Source organism: Streptomyces sp. NBC_00637 (genome assembly GCF_045161545.1).
In the GTDB taxonomy this organism is placed as follows: domain Bacteria; phylum Actinomycetota; class Actinomycetes; order Streptomycetales; family Streptomycetaceae; genus Streptomyces.
Genome location: NZ_CP109046.1, coordinates 7,748,399 through 7,768,348 on the forward strand (window position 1 = coordinate 7,748,399; position 19,950 = coordinate 7,768,348).

Genomic DNA, 19,950 nt, shown 5'->3' on the forward strand with positions numbered 1-19,950 from the left:
TCGGAACCTGAACGCGACCGAACCGATCAGTATTCGAGAAGCGCCGGCCACGGGGTCACAGCTAGCGTTGCGTCGGTCAGAACGAGCAGGCGACGCGCAGGCGGTCCCGGACACCGGATGGAGAGACGATGAGCATGTCCAGGAAGACGGATGCGCCGCCTGTGCCGCACGTCGCCGACAGTCACGGTCTGATCCGCGTGCACGGTGCCCGCGAGAACAACCTCAAGGACGTCAGCATCGAGATCCCCAAGCGCCGGCTGACGGTGTTCACGGGCGTATCCGGCTCGGGCAAGAGCTCACTGGTCTTCGACACGATCGCCGCCGAGTCGCAGCGGCTGATCAACGAGACCTACAGCGCGTTCGTCCAGGGCTTCATGCCGACACTGGCGCGGCCCGAGGTCGACGTGCTCGACGGGCTGACGACCGCGATCATCGTCGACCAGCAGCGGATGGGCTCCGACCCCCGCTCCACCGTCGGCACCGCGACCGACGCCAACGCGATGCTGCGGATCCTCTTCAGCAGGCTCGGGCAGCCGCACATCGGCCCGCCCACCGCGTACTCCTTCAACACCGCCACGGTCCGGGCGAGCGGCGGGATCACCGTGGAGCGCGGCGCCAAGAAGACGGTGAAGGCGACCTACTCCCGCACCGGCGGCATGTGCGTGCGCTGCGAGGGCCGCGGCACGGTCTCCGACATCGACCTCACCCAGCTCTACGACGACAGCAAGTCGCTCAACGAGGGCGCGCTCACCATCCCCGGCTACAGCATGGACGGCTGGTACGGCCGTATCTTCGGCGGCTGCGGCTTCTTCGACCCGGACAAGCCCATCCACCGGTTCACCAAGAAGGAACTGCACGACCTCCTGCACAAGGAGCCGACGAAGATCAAGGTCGACGGCATCAACCTCACCTACGAGGGCCTGATCCCGAAGATCCAGAAGTCGATGCTGGCCAAGGACGTCGAGGCGCTCCAGCCGCACATCCGGGCGTTCGTGGAGCGGGCGATGACGTTCACCGTCTGCCCCGAGTGCGACGGCACCCGGCTCAGCGAAGGCGCCCGCTCGTCGAAGATCGAGAAGGTCAGCATCGCCGACGCCTGCGCGATGCAGATCAGCGACCTGGCCGAATGGGTCCGCGGCCTCGACGAACCGTCGGTGGCGCCGCTGCTCACCGCGCTCCGGCACACCCTCGAGTCGTTCGTGGAGATCGGTCTCGGCTACCTCTCGCTCGACCGGCCGTCGGGCACGCTGTCCGGCGGCGAGGCGCAGCGCGTCAAGATGATCCGCCACCTGGGATCTTCGCTCACCGACGTCACCTACGTCTTCGACGAGCCGACCACCGGCCTGCACCCGCACGACATCAGCCGGATGAACGACCTGCTGCTGCGCCTGCGGGACAAGGGCAACACGGTGCTCGTCGTGGAGCACAAGCCGCAGACCATCGCGATCGCCGACCACGTCGTCGATCTCGGCCCGGGGGCCGGTACGGCGGGCGGCACCGTCTGTTTCGAGGGCACCGTCGAGGGGCTGCGGTCCGGCGACACCGTCACGGGCCGCCATCTCGACGACCGGGCCTCCGTCAAGGAGACCGTGCGCAAGTCCACCGGCACGCTGGAGATCCGCGGCGCGACGGCACACAACCTGCGAAGCGTCGACGTGGACATCCCGCTCGGGGTGCTCACCGTCGTCACCGGTGTCGCGGGCTCCGGCAAGAGCTCGCTCGTGCACGGGTCGATCCCCGCCGGGGAGGGCGTGGTGTCGGTCGACCAGGGCGCGATCCGCGGCTCCCGACGCAGCAACCCGGCGACGTACACCGGACTGCTCGACCCGATCCGCAAGGCGTTCGCGAAGGCCAACGGCGTGAAGCCGGCGCTGTTCAGCGCCAACTCCGAGGGCGCCTGCCCGACGTGCAACGGCGCGGGCGTCGTCTACACGGACCTGGCGATGATGGCGGGCGTGGCCACCACCTGTGAGGAGTGCGAGGGGAGGCGGTACCAGGCCGCCGTCCTCGAGTACCGCCTCGGCGGCCGCGACATCAGCGAGGTGCTCGCGATGCCGGTGAGCGAGGCCGAGGAGTTCTTCGGCGGCGGCGAGGCGAGCACGCCGGCCGCGCACCGCATCCTGGGCCGGCTCGCCGACGTCGGGCTCGGCTATCTCAGCCTCGGCCAGCCGCTCACCACGCTGTCCGGCGGCGAGCGGCAGCGGCTGAAGCTGGCCACGCACATGGGTGAGAAGGGCGGTGTCTACGTGCTCGACGAGCCGACCACCGGCCTGCACCTCGCCGACGTCGAGCAGTTGCTCGGTCTGCTCGACCGGCTCGTCGACGCCGGTAAGTCGGTCATCGTCGTGGAGCACCACCCGGCGGTGATGGCGCACGCCGACTGGATCATCGACCTCGGTCCCGGCGCCGGTCACGACGGCGGCCTGATCGTCTTCGAGGGCACTCCGGCCGATCTCGTCGCCGCCCGCTCCACCCTCACCGGCGAGCACCTCGCGGACTACGTCGGCGCCTGAGCGGGGCAGGCGGGTCACCCGGAGGGACAGCGGGGCGGGCCGTCACCGTCGTGACGGCCCGCCCCGCTCGACTCCTCCCGTACGGCCCGGCGCCGACCCGCTCCGATCGGCGTCCGGTCGCCCTTCGCTCCTCGATCGCCCTTCGTCCTTTCGGGCGCTCACCCCGCGGCCACGGGGCAGGGCCGGGTCAGTGGGAGCCCAGCCCGCCCCCGCCGAAGGAGCCACTGCTGCCGCGGCTCCAGCGCGGCCGTTTCTTGTCCTCGCTGGCCTTCGTCTGCATGTTGGTCAGCTCGTACGGCGTCAGGGGACGGCCGCCCTTCGCCATCCGGGGCACCTCGTCGGGTTCCCGGTTCTCGCGTATCTCGCGCACCGCGCCCTCGGGCGGGAGGTGCGGCTGTTCATCGGGGCGCGGCCTGGCGGACTCGCGCGACTTCACGCGGGTGCCCAACCAGAAGCTGCCGCCCAGCACGGCCAGGAGGACCAGCCCCACCACGAACATCGCGAGGCTGAGCAGACCGCTCGCGGCGGCCAGCTGAAGGCTTGCGGTAGTCATATCAGGCGAATACCCACCTAATCCGGCATGAACCCGCCATTCCCGTCCCGTGACTCTCCGCCGCCGCGTCCTCGCGCGCGGCGATCGGCGCCTCCTGCGGCCCGGTCCGCGGGTTTCGCCCCGCGCCGCCCGGCTACCCGTCAGGGGTGACTTCGACGACATCCCAGACGTACCAGACATCGCAACAGGAGCTCTTCCGGTTCCTGGAGGATCGCTTCGCCTGCGCCCAGGCGTGCACCGAGTGCGCGCGGGCCTGTGCGCTGCGGGCGAGCCTCGTGAATCCGGACGGGGCCGACGAGCAGGCGCTGCTGCGCCGCAAGGGCATCATGTGCGCGGAGGTGTGCGACGCGACCTGTCGTGTGCTGTCCGAGGAGAATCGCCTGGACGAGGCCGGCATCCGCGCCCAGCTGGAGTGGTGCCGCACCGTCTGCCTGGAGACCGCCCATGTCTTCGACAAGCACCCCGGAGCCGAGGAGGGCGCCGCCGCGTGCCGCGCCTGCGCCGCGGCCTGCACGGAGTTCATCGGGACGCTGGCCTGAGACGTGGGCGAGCCCGGGAGACCGGGGCGCGCCTGAGGCGGGTGAACCGAGGCCGGGCGAACCGGGGCCCGAGGCGAAGGGAAAGGGAAAGGAGCCTCCGCCATTCCCAATTTCTGAAACACGTTCTACCGTGTGCGCCGTCAGGACCGGCCTTGGGGAGCCAGGAGGCGCCGTGCACCTCGACCACACGCCCGAGCAACTGCGGCTGCGCAGCGAACTGCGCGCCTACTTCGCCGAGTTGGTGCCGCACAACGCCTACGCCCGGCACATCGATCCGGTCGCCGCGAAGCGCTTCTACCGCAAGACCATCCGCCGCCTCGGCGCGGACGGCTGGCTCGGCGTCGGCTGGCCCGAGGAGTACGGCGGGCGCGGCCTCACCCCGATCGAGCAGTTCGTCTTCTTCGACGAGGCCGCCCAGGCCGGCGTGCCCCTGCCACTGATGGCGCTCAACACGGTCGGACCGACGATCATGCGGTACGGGACGGACGAGCAGAAGGCGTACTTCCTGCCGAAGATCCTCGCCGGGGAGATCGACTTCGCGATCGGCTACAGCGAGCCCGACGCGGGCACCGACCTGGCCGCGCTCAAGACCCGCGCGGTACGCGACGGCGACACGTACGTCGTCGACGGGCAGAAGATCTGGACGACCAACGGCGACACCGCGGACTGGGTGTGGCTGGCCGTGCGCACCGACCCCGAGGCCCCGCCGCACAAGGGCATCACGATGCTCCTCGTGCCGACCACGGACCCCGGATACTCCTGCACGGTGATCCGCACCCTCGCCTCCCACGACACCACCGCCAGCTACTACGAGAACGTGCGGGTGCCCGTCTCCCGGCGCGTCGGCGCCGAGAACCAGGGCTGGCGGCTGATCACCAACCAGCTCAACCACGAGCGGGTGACCCTCGCCGCGCACGGCACGATGGCGATCCGCGCCCTGCACGACGTGCAGCGCTGGGCGACGGAGACCAAGCTCGCCGACGGCCGTCGGGTGGTCGACCTGCCCTGGGTGCGCCGGCTGCTCGCCCGGACCCACGTGAAGCTCGACGCGCTCAAGCTGCTCAACTGGCAGATGGTCGGTGCCCTCCAGAACGGCACCCTCACTCCGCAGGACGCCTCCGCCGTCAAGGTCTACGGCTCGGAGGCCCGCAGGGACGCGTACGCCTGGCTGATGGAGGTCGTCGCCGCCCCCGGCGCACTCCAGGAGGGCTCGGCGGGAGCGGTCCTGCACGGCGAACTCGAACGCGGCTACCGCTCCGCCGTGATCTTCACCTTCGGCGGCGGCAACAACGAGATCCAGCGGGAGATCATCTCGTGGATCGGCCTGGGGATGCCACGGGTACGGCGTTAGCCTGCCGGTATGAAGGCGGACCCCGGGCTGTTCGGCCCGACGAGCGTGACGTGGCAGCTGCACGCCGACCCGATGATGTGGGTGGCCGGGGTCCGCGCGCTCTACCTCCAGGCACTCCACCCGCGTGCCGTGCGCGGGGTCATGCAGAACTCCGACTTCCGGCACGACGCCTGGGGCCGGCTGATGCGTACCGCCGACTTCGTCGGGACCACGACGTACGGCACCACCGAGGCCGCCGAGAAGGCGGGCGCCCGCGTCCGCAAGATCCATCGCCTGCTGTCCGCGACCGATCCGGACACGGGGGAGCGGTACGGCGTCGACGAACCCGAGCTGCTGCTGTGGGTGCACTGCGCCGAGATCGACTCCTACCTGCACGTCCTGCGCCGCTCCGGTTATCCCCTCACCGACGCCGCGGCCGACCGCTACCTCGCCGAACATCGCGTCAGTGCCCGCCTGGTGGGCCTCGACCCGGACACGGTGCCCGCCGACCGGACCGGCATGGACGCGTACTTCGAGAAGGCGCGCCCCGAACTCGCCGCCGGGGCGGAGGCGCACGAGGTGGACGACTTCCTGCTGCGGCCGCCGGTCCACCCGCTGCTCGTCCCCGCGCGCGCCCTGTTGTGGCGGCGGGTGGCGCACCTGGCGTACGCCTCCCTGCCGCCGTACGCCCACCGGCTGTACGGCCGAGCGGCCCCGGAACCCGCCGTCGTCACCAGGCGGTTGCGCGCCCTGGGCACCCTGCTGCGCTGTGTTCCCGCACGTGTCCGGTGGCAACTACCGCCCAGACACGTCCTGCGGGCCATGGCGAGGCTCGGCCCCGAAGCTCGGCCGGCCCCGTTCAAAGTCGGGCGATAGGCCGCCATACTGGACCGGCCAGGGGAGGGCCGGAAAGCAACGGGGGCGGCGGCGCACTATGGCGGAGAGCAAGCTGATCCAGGGCCGGTACCGGCTGCTGGACCGGATCGGGCGCGGCGGCATGGGCGAGGTGTGGCGGGCCCGTGACGAGTCCCTCGGCCGGCAGGTGGCCGTGAAGTGCCTCAAACCGATCGCCCCGCACCACGACCCGGCCTCCGGGCGCGTCCTGCGCGAACGGTTCCGGCGCGAGGGCCGCGTCGCGGCCGCGCTCCAGCACCGCGGCGTGACGGTCGTCCACGACTTCGGCGACAGCGACGGTGTCCTCTTCCTGGTCATGGAGCTCCTCGACGGCGGCAACCTGTGCCAGGTGCTGGACGACAACGAGCGCCGCCCGCTGCCCGTGCCCGAGGTCCTGGAGATCGCCGACCAGGTCGCCGCGGCCCTCGCCTACACGCACCGGCAGGGCGTCGTGCACCGCGACCTGAAGCCCGCGAACATCGTGCGCCTCGCCGACGGCACGGTGAAGATCTGCGACTTCGGCATCGCCCGCCTCGGCCACGACATCGGTTTCACCTCCCGTCTCACCGGCACCGGCATCGCCATGGGAACCCCGCACTACATGTCGCCGGAGCAGATCGGTGGGGAGGAGGTCGACGCGCGCAGCGACCTCTACTCGCTGGGCTGCGTGCTGTACGAGATGGCCACCGGGGCCCCGCCGTTCGACCTGGAGGACCCGTGGGCGATCCTCGTCGGCCACCGGGACACGCCGCCCAGGCCGCCGCGCGAGCTCCGGCCCGACCTGCCCGGACATCTCGACCGCATCATCCTGGACCTGCTGGCGAAGCAGCCCGACCGGCGTCCCCAGGACGCCGGTGAGATCGTCCGGCGCATCGCCGCGGGCCGTATCGCGCCGGGGTACATACCGACCCTGGTGACGCCCCGGCCCGAGCCGCGCCGGCCCGGGGCCGCCGGCCGCGAGCCGCGGCTGCCGTCCTGGACGCAGGGCATGACCACCGGTCACAAGGCGACCGGCACCGGACTGCGGGTCCCGCCGCCGGACGCCGGGGCGGCCCTGACCGGCGAGTGGATCCCCCGCCCGGCGCTCGGCGCGGTCCCCGCCCCGCCGGCGCCGGACACGCCGTCGCCGCAGGCGCTCGCCGCGCTCGCGGGCCGGCACGGCGCCGGCCTCAGCCTGGGGCGGCTCGGCCGCTGGGCGGAGGCCGGGGAAGTGCACCGTGCCGTCGCCGCCGAACGCGCTCATCTCCTCGGCGCGGACCACCCCGAGACGCTCGCCAGCCGCTACGAGGTCGCTTTCACCCTGAGCCGCACCGGCCGCGCCGCCGACGCGCTGCGCGAGTACCAGGACGTCGCCGCCGCCCGGACCCGGGTGCTCGGCGCCGATCACGCCGACACTCTCGCCACCCGGCAGGAGATGGCCTACGTGCTCGGCCGGCTGGGCCGCCACTTCGACGCCCACCAGGTGTACACGTCGGTCCTCGCCGCCCGGATACGCACGACGGGCCCCGACCATCCCGACACCCTGCGCTGCCGCCACAACCTCGCGTTCAACCTCAGCAGGCTCGGCCGTCTGGAGGAGTCTCACCGGATGGCGGGCGAGGTGGCCGCCGCCCGTGCCCGCGTCCTGGGTCCCGCCCATCCGGACACACTGGTCACCCGCTACGAAGTGGCCTACGCCCTCGGCCAGTTGGGCCGCTGGCCGGAGGCCCTGCAGACCTACCGCGAGGTCGCCTCGGCCCGCGCGCAGGCCCTCGGCCCCGACCACCCCGACACGCTGGCCGCCCGCTACGAGACCGGTATCAGCCTCGGCCGCAGCGGGGAGGCGCTCCAGCTCTACCGCGACCTCGTGGAAGACCGCACCCGCATCCACGGCCCGACACACCCCGAGACGCTGCGGGCCCGCCACGGTCTCGGCGTCAACCTCGGCCGGCTGGGCCGCTGGGAGGAGGCTCTCGCCGAGTCCCGGGACGTGTGCGCCATCCGTGAGCGCGTGCTCGGAGCCGACCACCTGGACACCCTGGTCAGCCGCCGCGAGGTCGCCGTCGGTCTGGGCTGGCTGGGCCGCTGGGCCGATGCCCTGACCGAGTACCGCCGGGTGGCCGCGGCCCGCGAGCGTGTGCTGGGCGCCGACCATCCCGACACCCTCGCCGGCCGCAACGACGAGGCCCACTGCCTGGAGCGGCTCGGCCGGGCCCGGGAGGCGGTCGAGCTGTACCGAAGGGTGGCGGTCCTCCAGCAGCAGCGCGCGGCGGGCGGGGCGTAGGTCCTCAGACCCAGCCCAGCTCCGTGTACAGCCGCCCGGCCCGGATCCCGGCGATCGTCGCCCGCGCGTACCCCACCATCGGCTCGGGCAGCGCGTCCAGGGGCCACCAGTCCCAGCCGAGACACTTGTCCGGCTCCAGCAGCCGCGGCTCGCCCCGCCACCGCTCGGCGCGGAACACGAGCTGGATCCGCGGCTGCGTCCCGGGCGAGTCGACGACGTGGACGACATGCGCCAGTTCGACGTCCGCCGCCGCGATCTCCAGGCCGGCCTCCTCCCGGGCCTCGCGGATCAGGCAGGCGACGGCGGACTCCTGCTCGCAGTGACCGGCCAGGAAGTGGTGGTGCAGGGACGCGAAGGGCGAGTCGGGGTGCCGCAGGCCGAGGAGGATCCTGCCGTCGCGCTCCAGATAGAGGTGCACTCCGACGACGTTGAGGACGGTACGCCGGGCGGGCGGTCCCGGGGTGGGCGCGGAAGTCCCGCGGGGCTCGGGTCCGGGCTCGGGCTCCATGGTCACGCGCTCCCCCTCGGGTCCAACACGGGTGCGACGCCGCGTACTTGCGGCCATCGTGATCGTATGGGAGCCGACAAGGGCTGGTGGAGCCGCGGGCCATCGAGGAGGCGCGGGCGGTCGATCCCCGCAGGTACGGGAAGACCGACCGCACGCCGGCCTTCCCGGCGGTCCGATCGCGCCGGCCGTGGCCACCTCTGGCCGACCTTGATCGGCTCGTGTTACGAAGAAGCATGGCTGAACACGAGCGACACCAGGCACACGAGGCACGCGAGGGACACGGGAGTCACCAGGGGCACCGCGCCTACGACGTGGTCATCGTCGGCGGGGGCCACAACGGTCTGGTCGCCGCCGCCTATCTGGCCCGGGCCGGCCGGTCCGTGCTGGTGCTGGAACGGCTCGACCACACCGGCGGCGCCGCCGTCTCCACCCGACCGTTCACCGGTGTGGACGCCCGGCTGTCACGCTACTCGTACCTGGTCAGCCTGCTGCCGGGGAAGATCGTGCGGGACCTGGGGTTGGACTTCCGCGTCCAGGGCCGCACCATCTCCTCGTACACCCCGGTGGAGCGCGGCGGACAGCCCACCGGACTGCTCGTCGGAGGTGGCCGGGAACGCACCCGTGAGGCGTTCGCGCGGCTGACCGGCGGCGAGCGCGAGTACGCGGCCTGGGAGCGCTTCTACGGCATGACCGGGCGCGTCGCCCAGCGCGTCTTCCCCACGCTCACCGAACCGCTGCCCACCCGGGACGAGCTGCGCCGGCGCGTCGACGACGAGGAGGCCTGGCGGATCCTGTTCGAGGAGCCCGTCGGCGTCGCCGTCGAGGAACGCTTCACGGACGACCTGGTGCGGGGTGTGGTCCTGACCGACGCCCTCATCGGTACCTTCGCCGACGCCCACGACGCCTCCCTGAAGCAGAACCGCTGCTTCCTCTACCACGTGATCGGCGGTGGCACGGGAGCCTGGGACGTCCCGGTCGGCGGGATGGGCGCCCTGACCGACGCCCTCGCCGACGCCGCCAGGAAGGCGGGCGCCGTCCTGGCCACCGGGCACGAGGCCGTACGCGTCGACACGGACGGCCGTACGGCGGAGGTCACCTACCGCACCGCCGACGGCGAGGGTGTCGCCGCCGCCCGGCACGTCCTGGTGAACGCCTCCCCGCAGGCGCTCGCGGCCCTCACCGGCGACGCGCCGCCCGCCCCCGCAGAGGGCGCCCAGCTCAAGGTGAACATGCTGCTCGAACGCCTGCCCAGGCTGCGGGACAGCTCCGTCGACCCGCGCGAGGCGTTCGCCGGCACCTTCCACATCGCCGAGGGCTACGAGCAGCTCGCCACCGCGCACGCCCAGGCGGCCGCGGGCGAACTGCCCGCCGCCCCGCCCTCCGAGATCTACTGCCACTCCCTGACCGACCCCTCCATCCTCGGGCCGGACCTCGTGGCGCGGGGCTACCAGACGCTGACCCTGTTCGGTCTGCACACCCCCGCCCGGCTCTTCGAGCGGGACAACGACGCCGTGCGCGAGGAACTGCTGAGGACGACCCTCGACCAGCTCCAGGCCCATCTCGCCGAGCCGCTCGCCGACTGTCTGGCCACCGACGCCGACGGCCGCCCCTGCGTCGAGGCCCGGACCCCGCTGGATCTGGAACGCGACCTGGGGCTGCCCGGCGGCAACATCTTCCACCGCGACCTGGCCTGGCCGTACGCCCAGGAGGGCGCCGGCCGCTGGGGCGTGGAGACCCGGCACGCCAACGTGCTGCTGTGCGGCGCGGGCGCGGTGCGCGGGGGAGGGGTCAGCGGGGTGCCGGGACACAACGCGGCGATGGCGGTGCTGGAGGCGCCGGCCGGCGGCTGAGCGGCCGCACGGAGCCGGCGCGTCGGGCCGGACGGGGACACCGGGTGCCCGCCTCCCGGCGGACGGCCGCGCCCGGTCGCCGACAGTAAAACTGACGGAGTATCAGAAAGAGGCTTCCGTCGTCGCATCGGCTGCGGCATCCTGCGCGCATGCAGACGGAGCTGAGCAAGCAACTGGGAGTCGAGCACGCCGTCTTCGGCTTCACGCCGTTTCCCGCCGTCGCCGCGGCCATCAGCCGCGCGGGCGGCTTCGGCGTGCTCGGCGCGGTCCGCTACACCGCGCCCGACGACCTCAAACGCGACCTCGACTGGATCGAGGCGCATGTCGACGGCAAGCCGTACGGCCTCGACGTCGTCATGCCCGCGAAGAAGGTCGAAGGCGTCACGGAGGCGGACGTCGAGGCGATGATCCCCGCGGCGCACCGGCAGTTCGTGCGGGACACCCTCGCCAAGTACGGGGTGCCCGAGCTGGCCGAGGGCGAGGCGTCCGGCTGGCGGATCACCGGCTGGATGGAGCAGGTCGCCCGCAGCCAGCTCGACGTCGCCTTCGACTACCCGATCCGGCTGCTGGCCAACGCCCTCGGCTCCCCGCCCGCCGACATCGTCGCCCGCGCCCATGAACAGGACGTGCTCGTCGCCGCCCTCGCCGGGAGCGCCCGGCACGCCCGCAAGCACCAGGACGCGGGCATCGACATCGTCGTCGCCCAGGGCTACGAGGCGGGCGGCCACACCGGCGAGATCGCCTCCATGGTGCTCACCCCCGAGGTCGTCGAGGCCGTCGACCCGCTGCCGGTCCTCGCCGCCGGCGGCATCGGCAGCGGCCGGCAGGTGGCCGCCGCCCTCGCGCTGGGCGCCCAGGGCGTCTGGCTCGGGTCGGTCTGGCTGACCACGGCCGAGGCCGACCTGCACTCGGCCGCCCTCACCCGCAAACTCCTCGCGGCCGGCTCCGGCGACACGGTCCGCTCCCGCGCCCTCACCGGGAAACCCGCCCGCCAGCTGCGGACCGAATGGACCGACGCCTGGGACGCCGACGACGGGCCGGGCACCCTCCCCATGCCACTGCAGGGACTGCTCGTCGCCGAGGCCGTCTCGCGTATCCAGAAGTACGAGATCGACCCCCTGCTCGGCACGCCCGTCGGCCAGATCGTCGGCCGGATGAACGACGTCCGCAGCGTGCAGGCCGTCTTCGACGACCTCACCCGCGGCTTCGAGCAGGCCGTGGACCGTGTCAACCGCATCGCCGGAAGGAGCGGCACATGACCAGCACACCCCCCGCGGGCTTCTGGGCCCAGGCGGCCCAGGACCCCGACCGCACGGTCCTGATCGCGCCGGACGGAGCGCGGTGGAGCGCCGGACGCCTGCACGCCGCCGCCAACCGGCTCGTGCACGGACTGCGCGCCGCCGGTCTGGAGCGCGGTGACGCCTTCGCCGTCGTCCTGCCCAACTCGGCGGAGTTCTTCACCGCCCATCTCGCCGCCACCCAGGCCGGTTTCTACCTCGTCCCGGTCAACCACCACCTGATGGGGCCCGAGATCGCCTGGATCGTCTCCGACTCGGGCGCCAAGGTCCTCCTCGCCCACGAGCGGTTCGCCGACCAGGCGCGCCGGGCCGCCGACGAGGCCGGACTGCCCGGCACCCACCGGTACGCCGTCGGCGAGGTCGAGGGCTTCCGGCCGTACGCCGAACTCCTCGAAGGGCAACCGGACTCGCCGCCCGCCGACCGCACCCTCGGCTGGGTCATGAACTACACCTCGGGCACCACCGGCCGCCCGCGCGGCATCCGGCGCCCGCTGCCCGGCAAGCTGCCCGAGGAGGCGTACCTCGGCGGATTCCTCGGCATCTTCGGCGTCCGGCCGTTCGACGACAACGTGCACCTCGTCTGCTCGCCGCTCTACCACACGGCGGTGCTCCAGTTCGCGGCCGCGTCCCTGCACATCGGACACCCCCTGGTCCTGATGGACAAGTGGACCCCGCAGGAGATGCTCCGTCTCATCGACACCCACCGGTGTACGCACACCCACATGGTCCCGACCCAGTTCCACCGTCTGCTGGCCCTCCCGGCGGACGTCCGGGCCCGCTACGACGTGTCGTCCATGCGGCACGCCATCCACGGCGCCGCGCCCTGCCCCGACCATGTGAAACGGGCGATGATCGACTGGTGGGGCACCTGTGTGGAGGAGTACTACGCGGCCAGCGAGGGCGGCGGTGCCTTCGCCACCGCCGAGGACTGGCTGAAGAGGCCCGGCACGGTCGGCAAGGCCTGGCCCATCAGCGAACTGGCCGTCTTCGACGACGACGGCAACCGGCTGCCGCCCGGTGAACTCGGCACCGTCTACATGAAGATGACCACCGGCGGCTTCGCCTACCACAAGGACGACGACAAGACGCGGAAGAACCGCATCGGCGACTTCTTCACCGTCGGCGACCTCGGCGTGCTCGACGAGGACGGCTACCTCTTCCTGCGCGACCGCAAGATCGACCTGATCATCTCGGGCGGCGTCAACATCTACCCCGCCGAGATCGAGTCCGCGCTGCTCGCCCACCCCGCCGTCGCCGACGCCGCCGCCTTCGGCATCCCGCACGACGACTGGGGCGAGGAGGTGAGGGCCGTGGTCGAACCGGCCCCCGGCCGCGAACCCGGACCCGACCTCGCCGCCGCCCTCCTCGACCACTGCGCCGAACGGCTGGCCGGCTACAAGCGCCCCAAGAGCATCGACTTCATCACCGAGATGCCCCGCGACCCCAACGGCAAGCTCTACAAGCGGCGGCTGCGCGAGCCGTACTGGGAGGGACGGACGCGTCCCGTCTGAGCGGGCCTGAAAGACGCGCGTGGCGCCTCCTTCCCGGACGCGCCACACGACGGCCCGTCCGGCGTCCCGGTACGCCGGCGACTTGACCCGCCCCGGCCGCCGTCCGAGGATCATGAGCCATGACGCCCGGACATGGCAGCACGGTCGACGGGGTGCTGCGGCGCAGCGCCCGCCGCACCCCGGCACGCGTCGCGGTGGAGTACCGCGACCGCACCTGGACCTACGAGGAACTCGACGAGGCCGTCTCGCGCGCGGCGAGCGTCCTGCTCGGCGAGGGTCTGGCCCCCGGCGACCGGGTCGGCGCCTACGGCCACAACTCCGACGCCTACCTCATCGCGTTCCTCGCCTGCGCCCGCGCGGGCCTGGTGCACGTCCCCGTCAACCAGAACCTCACCGGCGACGACCTGGCGTACATCCTCCGCCAGTCGGGCAGCGCGCTGGTCCTCACCGATCCGGACCTGACGGACCGACTCCCCGCCGGCACCCGGAAGTCGGCGCTGCGGGACGCGGACGACTCCCTGCTCGCCCGGCTGCCCGCGGCCCCCGCGTACGACGGCCCCGAGCCGCGCTCCGAGGACCTGGTGCAGCTGCTCTACACCTCGGGCACCACGGCCCTGCCCAAGGGCGCGATGATGACCCACCGCGCGCTGGTGCACGAGTACCTGAGCGCGATCGCCGCCCTCGACCTGAGCGCCGGCGACCGCCCCGCGCACTCCCTCCCGCTGTACCACTCGGCGCAGCTGCACGTGTTCCTGCTGCCGTACCTCGCGGTCGGCGCCACGAACATCGTCCTGGACTCGCCCGACGGCGACCGCCTCTTCGACCTGATCGAGGCGAACCGCGTCGACAGCCTCTTCGCCCCGCCGACCGTGTGGATCGGCCTGGCCAACCGCCCCGACTTCGGCACCCGCGACCTGAGCGGGCTGCGCAAGGCGTACTACGGGGCGTCGATCATGCCGGTACCGGTCCTCGAACGACTGTGCGAGCGCCTCCCGAAGCTGGGTTTCTACAACTGCTTCGGGCAGAGCGAGATCGGTCCGCTCGCCACCGTCCTCGCCCCCGACGAGCACAAGGGCAGGATGGACTCCTGCGGGCGCCAGGTCCTGTTCGTGGACGCCCGGGTGGTCGACGAGCACGGCGAGGACGTCCCGGACGGCACGGCCGGCGAGATCGTCTATCGGTCCCCCCAGTTGTGCGAGGGCTACTGGGACAAGCCGGAGGAGACCGCCGCCGCCTTCCGCGACGGCTGGTTCCGCTCCGGCGACCTCGCCGTGCGCGACGCCCACGGCTACTTCACGATCGTCGACCGGGTGAAGGACGTCATCAACTCCGGTGGCGTCCTCGTCGCCTCCCGCCAGGTCGAGGACGCGCTGTACACCCACGACGCCGTCGCGGAGGCCGCCGTGATCGGGCTGCCCGACGAGAAGTGGATCGAGGTGATCACGGCCGTGGTCGTCCCGCGCGGCGAGACCACCGAGGAGGAACTCATCGCCCACGCCCGCGCGAACCTCCCCCACTTCAAGGCGCCGAAGCGGGTGCTGTTCGTGGACGAGCTGCCCCGCAACGCCAGCGGCAAGATCCTCAAGCGGGAGCTGCGCGAACGGTTCGCCTCATGACTCCCGCAGGTCCACGATCCGCCTGATCTTGCCGACCGACCGCTCCAGCGACTCCGGATCGACGATCTCGACCGCCACCGACACGCCGATCCCGTCCTTCACGGCCGCCGCGATGGCGCGCGCGGCCGCGGCACGGTCCTCGTTGGTCGCGTCGGGGCGGGCCTCCGCGCGCACCGTGAGGGCGTCGAGGCGGCCCTCGCGGGTCAGCCGGAGCTGGAAGTGGGGCGCCACGGCCGGCGTACGCAGCACGATCTCCTCGATCTGCGTGGGGAAGAGGTTCACCCCGCGCAGGATGACCAGGTCGTCGCTGCGCCCGGTCACCTTCCGCATCCGCCGGAAGACGCGTGCCGTGCCCGGCAGCAGCCGGGTCAGGTCCCGGGTGCGGTAACGGACGATCGGCATCGCCTCCTTGGTGAGCGAGGTGAAGACCAGCTCACCCTCCTCGCCCTCCGGGAGCACCTCGCCGGTGACCGGGTCGACCACCTCGGGATAGAAGTGGTCCTCCCAGATGTGCAGTCCGTCCTTCGTCTCCACGCACTCCTGCGCGACCCCGGGGCCGATCACCTCCGACAGCCCGTAGATGTCCACGGCGTCGATCGCGAACCGGCCCTCGATCTCCTCACGCATCCGTTCCGTCCACGGCTCGGCGCCGAACACGCCCACGCGCAGCGAGGTGGACCGCGGGTCGACGCCCTGGCGTTCGAACTCGTCGAGCAGCGTGAGCATGTAGGAGGGGGTCACCATGATGATCCGGGGCTCGAGGTCCTGGATGAGCCGCACCTGACGGGACGTCATGCCGCCGGACGCGGGGATCACCGTGCAGCCGAGTCGTTCGGCGCCGTAGTGGGCGCCGAGGCCGCCGGTGAACAGGCCGTAGCCGTACGCCACATGGACCGTGTCACCGGGACGGGCGCCCGCGGCGCGGAGCGAACGGGCCACCAGGTCCGCCCACATGGACAGGTCGGCGTCCGTGTAGCCGACGATCGTGGGGCGGCCGGTGGTGCCGCTGGAGGCGTGGATGCGGCGGACCCGGTCCCGCGGGACGGCGAACATCCCGTACGGGTAGTGCTCGCGCAGGTCGGCCTTGGTGGTGAAGGGGAAGCGGGACAGGTCGCCGAGGCCGCGGCAGTCGTCGGGGTGGACACCCGCCTTGTCGAAGGACTCGCGGTAGAAGGGCACGTTGGCGTACGCGTGGCGCAGCGAGGCCCGCAGCCGTTCCCGTTGCAGGGCCCGCAGGGGGCCCTCTTCGAGGCGTTCGCCCTTGTCCAGCAGGTTCCCCGCGTCCGCCATGGGACCCTCTCCCTCGTCACCCTCGCCGCCTCACGCCGACACGGTCGTCGAACCATGTCAATACGGGCGACCGATCATTCGGTCGATCTTCCTCGGGATCAGTAATCCAGGCCGGCCGGCCGCAGGCAAGAGGGCGGCCGGGACTTTCGCCCGGGAGAACCGCGTTGCGCACCGGTCCGCTCCCCGTCGAAGATCGGGGCATGCCGATTTTCACCGCCCCGGACGGGACCGAGCTCGCCTACCACCTGCGGGGCGAGGGCGAGCCGCTCCTCGTACTGCCCGGCGGCCCGATGCGCGCCTCCGCCTACCTCGGCGATCTCGGCGGTCTCGACGCTCATCGCCGGCTGGTCCTCCTCGATCTGCGCGGGACCGGAGACTCGGCCGTCCCCGCCGACCCGGCGACGTACCGGTGCGACCGGCAGGTCGACGACGTCGAGGCGCTGCGCGTCCATCTCGGACACGAGCGGATCGACGTGCTCGCCCACTCGGCGGGCGGCAGCCTCGCGCTGCTGTACGCGGCCCGGTACCCGCACCGGGTGTCCCGGCTCGCGCTGATCACCGCCACGCCCTGGGCCCTGGGCCGCCCGGCCACGGCCGAGGACCGGCTGACGGCGGCTCGGCTGCGCTCGGCCGAACCCTGGTTCGCCGCGGCGTATCCGGCGTTCGAGGCCTGGCTCGCGGGCGGGGGCGACCCGGACTGGGCGGTCGTCGGCGCCTTCTTCCACGGCCGGTGGGACGAGGCCGCCCGCGCCCACGACGCCGCCGCGGACGAGCAGACCAACGACGAGGCGGAGGGGCTCTTCCTGGCCCCGGAGGCCTTCGACCCGGTCGCCCTGCGGGCCGCCCTCGCGGACCTGGCCGTCCCGGTCCTGGTGCTGGCGGGCGAGGTGGACGGCGGACCCCGGCCCGAACTCGCCCGGCTCCTCGCCGACGCCTGCCCGAACGCCGAGTTCGCCGTACAGCCCGGCGCCGGGCACTATCCGTGGCTGGACGACCCGGAGTGGTTCGCCGGACGCACCGCCGCCTTTCTCGACGGCACACCGGTCACCGGTGCGGCCGTGCGGCCGACGGTCACGCCCCGGGTCTGAGGCCCGGCCGGGTCACCGGTCCTCGGCGACCGCCACCTCCCGCGCCCACCGGTAGTCCGCCTTTCCGCTCGGCGAGCGTCGGATGGACTCCGTGAGCACCAGCTGACGAGGGATCTTGTAGCCGGCGAGCCGGGAACGGCAGTGACGCTGGATGTCCTCCAGCGAGGGACGTCCGGCGCCGTCGCGCATCTGCACGACGGCCGCCACGTGGTTGCCCCAGGTCGGGTCCGGAACCCCGGCCACCAGGGCGTCGTACACGTCCGGATGCGACTTCAGCGCCTGCTCGACCTCCTCGGGGTACACCTTCTCGCCCCCGGTGTTGATGCACTGCGAGCCCCGCCCGAGGACGACGACCACGCCGTCCTCGTCCACGGTCGCCATGTCGCCGAGCAGCACCCAGCGTTGGCCGTCCTTGCGGAAGAACGTCTCGTCCGTCTTCGCCGGGTCGTTGTAGTAGCCGAGAGGTACGTGACCGCACTGGGCGACCCGCCCGACCTCGCCCGCGGCGACCGGCTCGTGGGTGGCCGGATCGACCACCCGGGTACGGGAGTTGACGCGGACCCGGAAGCCGCGCTCGGGCCCCGAGTCCTCCGTGGCCGTGCCGTTGAACCCGGACTCCGAGGAGCCGAAGTTGTTCAGCAGCATCGCGTTCGGCATCAGCGCCCGGAACTGGCGGCGGACCGTGTCCGACATGATCGCGCCGGACGAGGACACACTGAACACCGACGAGCAGTCCGTGCCCCTCAGCGGCCCGTCGAGCGCGTCGATCAGCGGCCGCAGCATCGCGTCGCCCACCAGGGAGATGCTGGTGACCTTCTCCTTCTCGATCGTCCTCAGTACCTCCTCGGGCACGAACTTGCGGTGGATCACCACACGTTGCCCGAAGTTGAAGCCGATGAAGGCGGTGAGGGTGGAGGTGCCGTGCATCAGCGGAGGGGTGGGGAAGAAGGTGATCCCGGTGCCGCCGGCCGCGACCCGCTCGGCGATCTCCTCCGGCTTCTTCACCGGCTCGCCGGTGGGTGAACCGCCGCCGAGCCCCGAGAAGAACAGGTCCTCCTGACGCCACATCACCCCCTTCGGCAGGCCGGTCGTGCCGCCGGTGTAGATGATGAACTGGTCGTCGCCCGAGCGGTCCGGGAACCCGCGCCCGGGGGAGCCGCTCGCCTCGGCGTCGGCGAAGGAGGTGATGCCCTCGACGGGCGGCCCCACCCGTATCAGGTGCCGCAGTGCCGGGGTCTGCGGCAGCGCCGCCGCCACCCGCTCCGTGAACTCCGCGTCGAAGACCAGCGCCACCAGATCGGCGTCCCGGTAGAGGTAGACCAACTCCTCTTCCACATACCGGTAGTTGACGTTGACCGGCACGATCCGCGCCTTGAGGCAGCCCAGCACCGTCTGGAGGTACTCGACGCCGTTGTACAGGTGCAGGCCGAGGTGCTCGCCGGGGCGGATCCCGCTGTCGAGGAGATGGTGGCCGACGCGGTTGGCCGCGGCGTCGAGCTCCGCGTACGTCAGACGCCGTTCCGCGCCCGTGCCGGGGTGGTCGACGTACACGAGCGCCTCACGGTCCGCCGCCACGTCGACGACCGACTCGAACAGGTCGGCAAGGTTGTACTCCACCGCTCCTCCTGACCGGGGGGCCTGCTACTCCGACGGTTCGCCGGTCATCTGAGCAAAGCGGGCGGCAAGTGGGAAGGGCTCGCGCCAAGAAATCTGACTGACTGTCAGAAAACCCTTGAACTGCCATCACGCCTCCTGCAACCTGTTCTCGTTCTTTCCGAGGGGAGATCTGCCATGGGCGGCACCGAACACCTCACCGTGCGCCGCGAAGGCGCCACACTCGTGCTCACGCTCAACAGGCCGGAGGCCAGGAACGCGCTCTCGATCGCCATGCTCGTCGGCCTGTACGACGGCTGGCTGGAGGCCGACGCCGACGACTCGATCCGCTCGATCGTCTTCACCGGGGCGGGCGGCTCGTTCTGCGCCGGCATGGACCTCAAGGCCCTGGCCGGCCGCGGCATGGAGGGCCAACAGCACCGCGACCGGCTCAAGGCCGACCCCGACCTGCACTGGAAGGCCATGCTCCGCCACCACCGCCCCCGCAAGCCGGTGATCGCCGCCGTCGAGGGGTACTGCGTGGCGGGCGGCACCGAGATGCTCCAGGGCACCGACATCCGCGTCGCGGGCGAGTCCGCCACCTTCGGCCTCTTCGAGGTCAAACGCGGGCTCTTCCCGATCGGCGGCTCGACCGTCCGGCTGCCCCGCCAGATCCCGCGCACCCACGCCCTGGAGATGCTGCTCACCGGCCGCCCCTACACCGCACGCGAAGCCGCCGCCATCGGGCTGGTCGGGCATGTCGTCCCCGACGGAACCGCCCTGGACAAGGCCCTGGAGATCGCCGAACGGGTCAACGCCTGCGCGCCGTTGGCCGTCGAGGCCGTGAAGGCGTCCGTGTACGAGGCCGCCGACCTGACCGAGACCGACGGGCTGGCCGCCGAACTCGTCCGGGGCTGGCCGGTGTTCGACACCGACGACGCGAAGGAAGGCGCCCGCGCCTTCGCGGAGAAGCGGGCTCCGGTCTACAAGCGGGCGTGACCCTCCGCCGGGTGAGCGGGTGGTGCATGTCGTTCGCGGTCTGCGGGGCCGACATGGCTGGTCGCGCGGTTCCCCGCGCCCCTTGCGGGGCGCCCCACTGATGTC

Annotated in this window: 15 protein-coding genes; 11 read left to right on the forward strand and 4 right to left on the reverse strand. The window is 72.2% G+C overall.

Annotation, left to right across the window (positions count from 1 at the left end; genetic code table 11):
- The first annotated feature begins 128 nt into the window (after positions 1-128).
- Positions 129-2,513: an ATP-binding cassette domain-containing protein gene (locus OG440_RS34220; RefSeq protein ID WP_406010624.1), complete on the forward strand. Its 2,385-nt coding sequence runs from the start codon at positions 129-131 to the stop codon at positions 2,511-2,513.
- A 187-nt stretch (positions 2,514-2,700) separates the two neighbouring features.
- Here OG440_RS34220 and OG440_RS34225 read toward each other — a convergent pair whose 3' ends face one another.
- Entirely contained in the window at positions 2,701-3,066 is a 366-nt protein-coding gene (locus OG440_RS34225) for a DUF6479 family protein (RefSeq protein ID WP_406010625.1), read from the reverse strand.
- Positions 3,067-3,212: 146 nt separating this feature from the next.
- On the opposite strand from OG440_RS34225, the gene OG440_RS34230 reads away from it, so the two are divergent.
- From OG440_RS34230 to OG440_RS34245, 4 genes are all read left to right on the forward strand, one after another.
- Positions 3,213-3,605 carry a ferredoxin gene (locus OG440_RS34230; RefSeq protein ID WP_406010626.1) on the forward strand — a complete coding sequence of 131 codons (393 nt, stop codon included), beginning with the start codon at positions 3,213-3,215 and terminating at the stop codon, positions 3,603-3,605.
- Between the two features lie 172 nt (positions 3,606-3,777).
- Positions 3,778-4,956: an acyl-CoA dehydrogenase family protein gene (locus OG440_RS34235; protein WP_406010627.1), complete on the forward strand. Its 1,179-nt coding sequence runs from the start codon at positions 3,778-3,780 to the stop codon at positions 4,954-4,956.
- 9 nt (positions 4,957-4,965) lie between these two features.
- Positions 4,966-5,811, forward strand: a complete 846-nt coding sequence (locus tag OG440_RS34240; protein ID WP_406010628.1) for an oxygenase MpaB family protein — start codon at positions 4,966-4,968, stop codon at positions 5,809-5,811.
- Between the two features lie 58 nt (positions 5,812-5,869).
- Positions 5,870-8,092, forward strand: a complete 2,223-nt coding sequence (locus OG440_RS34245; protein WP_406010629.1) for a tetratricopeptide repeat protein — start codon at positions 5,870-5,872, stop codon at positions 8,090-8,092.
- Positions 8,093-8,096: 4 nt separating this feature from the next.
- Here OG440_RS34245 and OG440_RS34250 read toward each other — a convergent pair whose 3' ends face one another.
- Positions 8,097-8,600, reverse strand: a complete 504-nt coding sequence (locus OG440_RS34250) for an NUDIX domain-containing protein (RefSeq protein ID WP_406011538.1) — start codon at positions 8,598-8,600, stop codon at positions 8,097-8,099.
- A gap of 233 nt (positions 8,601-8,833) precedes the next feature.
- On the opposite strand from OG440_RS34250, the gene OG440_RS34255 reads away from it, so the two are divergent.
- The 4 genes from OG440_RS34255 (at position 8,834) to OG440_RS34270 (ending at position 14,875) form a co-directional block, all read left to right on the forward strand.
- Complete coding sequence (locus OG440_RS34255) at positions 8,834-10,450, forward strand: phytoene desaturase family protein (RefSeq protein WP_406010630.1); 1,617 nt, start codon at positions 8,834-8,836, stop codon at positions 10,448-10,450.
- A 149-nt stretch (positions 10,451-10,599) separates the two neighbouring features.
- The gene (locus OG440_RS34260; protein ID WP_406010631.1) at positions 10,600-11,709 is read left to right on the forward strand and encodes an NAD(P)H-dependent flavin oxidoreductase; all 1,110 of its coding nucleotides are present in this window, start codon (positions 10,600-10,602) and stop codon (positions 11,707-11,709) included.
- Complete coding sequence (locus OG440_RS34265; RefSeq protein ID WP_406010632.1) at positions 11,706-13,259, forward strand: acyl-CoA synthetase; 1,554 nt, start codon at positions 11,706-11,708, stop codon at positions 13,257-13,259. Before OG440_RS34260 ends, OG440_RS34265 begins: the two co-directional genes overlap by 4 nt.
- Positions 13,260-13,378: 119 nt before the next feature.
- A complete protein-coding gene (locus OG440_RS34270) occupies positions 13,379-14,875 on the forward strand; it encodes an acyl-CoA synthetase (protein WP_406010633.1) in 1,497 nt (498 codons plus the stop codon).
- On the opposite strand, the gene paaK is transcribed toward OG440_RS34270, so the two are convergent.
- Positions 14,870-16,165 carry a phenylacetate--CoA ligase PaaK gene (paaK, locus tag OG440_RS34275; RefSeq protein ID WP_406010634.1) on the reverse strand — a complete coding sequence of 432 codons (1,296 nt, stop codon included), beginning with the start codon at positions 16,163-16,165 and terminating at the stop codon, positions 14,870-14,872. The two genes, OG440_RS34270 and paaK, sit on opposite strands and share 6 nt — an antisense overlap.
- A 200-nt stretch (positions 16,166-16,365) precedes the next feature.
- Between paaK and OG440_RS34280 the strand changes: the two genes are divergently transcribed.
- On the forward strand, positions 16,366-17,253 hold the full coding sequence (locus tag OG440_RS34280; protein ID WP_406010635.1) for an alpha/beta fold hydrolase: 888 nt from the start codon (positions 16,366-16,368) through the stop codon (positions 17,251-17,253).
- A gap of 12 nt (positions 17,254-17,265) precedes the next feature.
- On the opposite strand, the gene OG440_RS34285 is transcribed toward OG440_RS34280, so the two are convergent.
- Complete coding sequence (locus OG440_RS34285; protein WP_406010636.1) at positions 17,266-18,870, reverse strand: acyl-CoA synthetase; 1,605 nt, start codon at positions 18,868-18,870, stop codon at positions 17,266-17,268.
- Positions 18,871-19,044: 174 nt separating this feature from the next.
- Between OG440_RS34285 and OG440_RS34290 the strand changes: the two genes are divergently transcribed.
- The gene (locus tag OG440_RS34290; protein ID WP_406010637.1) at positions 19,045-19,845 is read left to right on the forward strand and encodes a crotonase/enoyl-CoA hydratase family protein; all 801 of its coding nucleotides are present in this window, start codon (positions 19,045-19,047) and stop codon (positions 19,843-19,845) included.
- The last annotated feature ends 105 nt before the right edge of the window (positions 19,846-19,950 follow it).